The 4760-nt window shown below is 34.9% G+C and carries 3 protein-coding genes; 1 reads left to right on the forward strand and 2 read right to left on the reverse strand.

The window, feature by feature from the left end; translation table 11 throughout:
• Positions 1–259: 259 nt before the first annotated feature.
• On the reverse strand, positions 260–550 hold the full coding sequence (locus F6K13_RS18895; protein WP_240039180.1) for a Mo-dependent nitrogenase C-terminal domain-containing protein: 291 nt from the start codon (positions 548–550) through the stop codon (positions 260–262).
• A 409-nt stretch (positions 551–959) separates the two neighbouring features.
• The gene (locus F6K13_RS18900) at positions 960–1178 is read right to left on the reverse strand and encodes a hypothetical protein (protein ID WP_124147353.1); all 219 of its coding nucleotides are present in this window, start codon (positions 1176–1178) and stop codon (positions 960–962) included.
• Positions 1179–2862: 1684 nt separating this feature from the next.
• On the opposite strand from F6K13_RS18900, the gene F6K13_RS18905 reads away from it, so the two are divergent.
• Entirely contained in the window at positions 2863–4557 is a 1695-nt protein-coding gene (locus F6K13_RS18905; protein ID WP_124147352.1) for a tetratricopeptide repeat protein, read from the forward strand.
• Positions 4558–4760: the final 203 nt, after the last annotated feature.

A 4760-nucleotide genomic window follows, 5' to 3' on the forward strand; every position in this document is an offset into this window, starting at 1 on the left:
GCCGTTCTTGGACCAAGTCTCGGCGGTTAATTTTTAACTGGGAAAGCTTTGCCTTTTCGGTTTTCGCCAACATAAAAAGCGGTCATTTCAGTTATCAGTTAGCCTCTTTACAGAGGAGCTACACTATCAGTTATCAGTTAACAGTACCTCCTGCAATAGGGAGGTAAGAAAATCCGAAATTTCCTTTTTTATCCCCTTTCAAGGGGAGGCTTTGGACTTAATTTATTGGTGAAAATGGGTTTGATTATTGCTTCCAAGACTAGCAGTATGAGGTAACATCTTCTCCACAAATATCCGCTAAATAACACAAAGCTCTAAACCTCAAACCAATTAATTCATCATAAAGAGGGTTAAGTTTGCACATGGGAGGAATATGAAACAAGATATGACCAAAAAAAGTGATATCGCGCTCAAAAGGGCACTGACTGGGAATTAACTGGCACAGAAATCTTGCTAATTTGGGATTGTTAATTTCTATATGATCTAGCCATTGTCGCAAGGGTTTTAATGGCTGAAATTTAGGTACTGTAGTATACATACGAGCAGTCATAGTATTTAGAATGTTAATGTTTTGGGGCTTCATCTATACCCCTGTTTTTACTAGATTTTGCATAGCGTCTCAAGACTGCTTTATAAAACTGATACAAAGCGTCACATCGATTGACAGCTATGATGTTTACTTCCTGCTTCTTGCGGAACTGTCGGCAGCACTCCGTCCACAGGCATTCACAGTAAATCCGACCGCATATCTTGAGTGTGTCTTACATTATGAGAAGACCTCAGAATTACACACTCGCTTTCTCAAATTAATACTTGCGTTTAGGTCTCTATAAGAGTTCTACAGTGAATTTTTTTACTTTACCGGAAAAGTAATATGTCAATAGTTATGATCGATTAATTTAATTGGCAAAAATCAAAAGTTAATTATCTTTTCCCTTATGGGTTTAAGACTTCACCATCTACACGCTGTAAATGCGCTTGGTAGGGTGAGAATTCCATAGGTCGCATTCTTCTGATGGCTTCTCTACCTGACTCCTGACTACTTCTTCAAGATATTGACTTTTGATTTTCCAGTAGAATTTTTCCTCACACACTAATGTGAAGAGGTCTAAGTGACCAGAGGGGTTGATTGCAAATAGTCTGAGGATGCTTTGACATCCTCTGCGGCCTAAAGGCACGGAGATTCCTACTGAGCCGTAGCTCTTCGGTGGGTTGACGCTTCTTAGGCTGCTAATTTGACAGTAGTCTTATGCTTGCCTCCACGTCCGTTTAGAGTCTCGGAATGCCCTCCCGCGACTTATCAAAAATTCTTGTGGGTTTATTTGTGCCTTCAAGGCGCAAACTGCTCATTGAGCTGAAAGCTTCCCAAGTTCAGCTCTCAACTGAAGGAGTTTCAACCTAATCTTTTTTTCGACAGTATTTATGAGACAAGACGGGTGTTGAAACCAATCTTATAATAACATGAGAAGTCGCCCGCTTATGGGCGAGGCTTTAAACCCAATTATCTGGTAAGTAATTTTTACTGTCCTCAACAGCAGAAGTATTCAGACTAAATTATTTTCCATGGCATCAACAAATTTGATATACTCCCGACGTTGTGCTTACGCGACCACGCAAGACTTTTCAGCCCGGGAAACCCTGACCGCAATTTTGACAGAGGTTATGTCCCCCCCTGTATTAAAATGATCCGCAGTAATATATTTGAGAGACCTACTACTTAAAGTCTCTAGTTCCAATTTTCAGAACAACATAAAGAAACATCTAAGATTGCTCAGGCAAATAAATTTGCCTAAAAATAGGTTAGTTATGCTTTTAAGCTCTTTATTTAAAAGTGGATAATAGCTAACCTGTTTTTGTCACCTATTTGATTGTTACACCAATCGACCTAATTGTCGCGTCTTAATTATTCACAAGTATAAATATTTTATATAAATTTAATTAGTTTTTATTATATTAAAGATGTTGAAAAAAAATAACATATATGGTAATAAATATAGTTAAAAAAAATTGTAAATGTTGTCCCTTACCCAAGTGTAGAATCGCAGGTAATCTCATCGCCATGTTCTTCTGTGACAATTTGATGGGCAATACTGCTGACGCAACGCTCCGCGTTAATGTAGTTGTGCGCGAGCAAATGCCATACCTAACCTTGTTTTTTTCTTTTGTAGTGAAACTTTGCTCAAATCCTCTTTTGTTTGCAGTCTTGATGTTATATCAAACTCAGTAGAGGATACTAAACCCTTAAACGTTCAGTATTGCTAGAAATTTTACTATTCCATATCGGTCTCACATTGGATCTATAGTAGTCACCATTACTGTATTTGACTATCAAAAGCTTAAAACTCAGACAATACAAGATTTTTCTTTTTTCCTTCTTCCTTCTCCTAATATATGCAATTAAACAGATTTGATATTACTCAAAAATAGTTTGCTTTCAGAATTATACTATGTCTGAATGATTAAGTTAAAAATGTTCTATTGAAGCGATATTAGCGATATTGAAGTAATATCCCAAATTTGTGCTCCGTTTCCAGTGTTTTCACTTGAATTTACACCTAGAACTTACGACCTCAGACCTATGACCTAAGAATTTTATTATAACTAATTAAACGGACATGATATTACTTCACTTCACACAGACTTTTTAATATAGCAGCGAGGGCGAAGCACTTTTGCTGTTGCTATTCTAAACTCCTGACTTATTGACTATCGCTTTTCTAAACCTATGGTTTACATTTTGTTCTGAAGATATATAAATATATAGATTAGTGAAACTTAGACCATCTAGGTAGATTTTAAATAAATGTACAAGATATAATACTATTTTGAGATAGACTCTATCAAGCTTAAGGAAAAAAAATTATGACCAAAACTGATTTTAAATCATCCCAAAAATTGACACTTTTAACAACATTAGACAATACTAATAGCCAAAACATCTCCGGGTCTAACGGAATTTTTAGTATATTTTCTGCATTTCCAGAATATGACCGTGGCAACAGAATGTATAATATGGGCAGATACGAGTCAGCCATATCCTACTACGAAAATGCCGTTAAAATCAAGCCAGACTGGGCTATAGGTTGGTTAAAACTAGGTCATTGTTTCTATAAACTACAAAAATATGAACAAGCAATAGAAGCTTATAAGCGATCGCTATCTATCAAGTCAAATGATGATGAAGCTTGGAATTGTTACGGTGTTGTATTATCTAATTTAAAACAGTATGAAGAAGCGATCGCTTGCTTTGACAAAGGAATAAAAGTCAACCAAAATAATTATGAACTCTGGTACAACAAAGGTATTATTTTAGCTGAATTTAAACAGTATCAAGCTGCCATCCACTGTTATAAAAAAGCACTAAAAATACAACCGATGATGGGAGAAATTTGGTATGCTCAAGGGCAAGCTTTATTAAGTGTAAAAAAATATGCTGAAGCATTAGCTGCTTATGATTGTGCTGTAAAATTGCAACCTGATAATTATCATATTTGGTTAAATAGAGGGTTAGCTTTAGTTGAAACTTACCGTTATGCTGAAGCAGTAGCTAGTTACGACCATGCAATAGAATTACAACCTGATAATTATTTGGCTTGGTTTAACCGAGGAATTGCTCAAAGTAAACTACACAAATATCACGATTCAGTCTCTTCTTTTAATAAAGTAATTAAATTAAATCCAGATGATTATGAAGCTTGGTTTTATAAAGGATTAGCTTTAAAAAATCATTGGAAAGAAGGAGGAATTGCTTGTTTTGATAAAGCAATTAATATTAATCCTAATTTACCGGAAGCTTGGATTAGTCGTGGTCATACTTTATTAGATTTATTTAAATATGATGAGGCATTAGAATCTTTTAATCAGGCAATTACAATTAATTCTAATTATCCAGAATCTTGGTTAGGTCGAGGCAAAGCATTCATGGCACTTAGTAAGTACAATGAAGCTCTTATTGCCTATGGGAATGCTATTGCTACCCAACCAGATTTTTTAGAAGCTTGGAATTTTCGAGGAGAAGCATTAGAAAAACTCCAGCAGTACGAAGCAGCATTAGCCGCTTATGATAAAGTCATAGAAATGAGTGTAAAACAAGGAGTTTCTGTTGCTAAAGTTGGTTTACAAAGAGGAGCTGCTTTAGAAAAGTTACAAAAATACTCTCAAGCAATAGCAGCTTATGATTTGGTCATAGCTAAACAGTCTGATAATTTTGATGCTTGGTTGCAACGAGGATTATGTTTAGCAAAAATGGGAAATGATCGAGAGGCTGCTATGAGTTATAATCGAGCTATTAAAATTTGGCCTAATAATTATCAAGCTTGGTCAGAACTAGCTACAATTATGGAAAAGTTAGAGCAGTATGAAGAAGCGATCGCTGCCTACGACCAAATAGTTTCTTTAAGACCAGGTAATCATCAAATATGGTTTAAAAGAGGATTAATTTTGGAAAAATTAGCATATATTCAAAAAGCAGTTATTTCTTACAATATAGCTTTGGAAATTAAGCCTAATTACCAAGAAGCACTTAATAGAAAAAATCAGTTAAGAATGCAAGGTTAATTTAAAAAATGTTGAGTATACTACCCACCTAAAAAGAATATTAGGTGGGTTTAGCAAAACTAATTTAATTTGGCTTTTTTTAGTTTTTGACATATTGTATTCATCTGCCTAATACCAAATTCAAAAAAGGCAGTTACATCTTAATTTGTGATTTATTCCTAAAAGAAAAAATTATAAATTCCATAAATTCTCAAATTTCCACA

The organism is Okeania sp. SIO2B9 (assembly GCF_010672505.1).
GTDB classification, from domain to species: domain Bacteria; phylum Cyanobacteriota; class Cyanobacteriia; order Cyanobacteriales; family Microcoleaceae; genus Okeania; species Okeania hirsuta.

Coding starts and splice junctions, on each gene's coding strand:
- F6K13_RS18895 (WP_240039180.1), bottom strand. CDS start 550: ATGACTGCTCGTATGTATACTACAGTACCTAAATTTCAGCCATTAAAA.
- F6K13_RS18905 (WP_124147352.1), top strand. CDS start 2,863: ATGACCAAAACTGATTTTAAATCATCCCAAAAATTGACACTTTTAACA.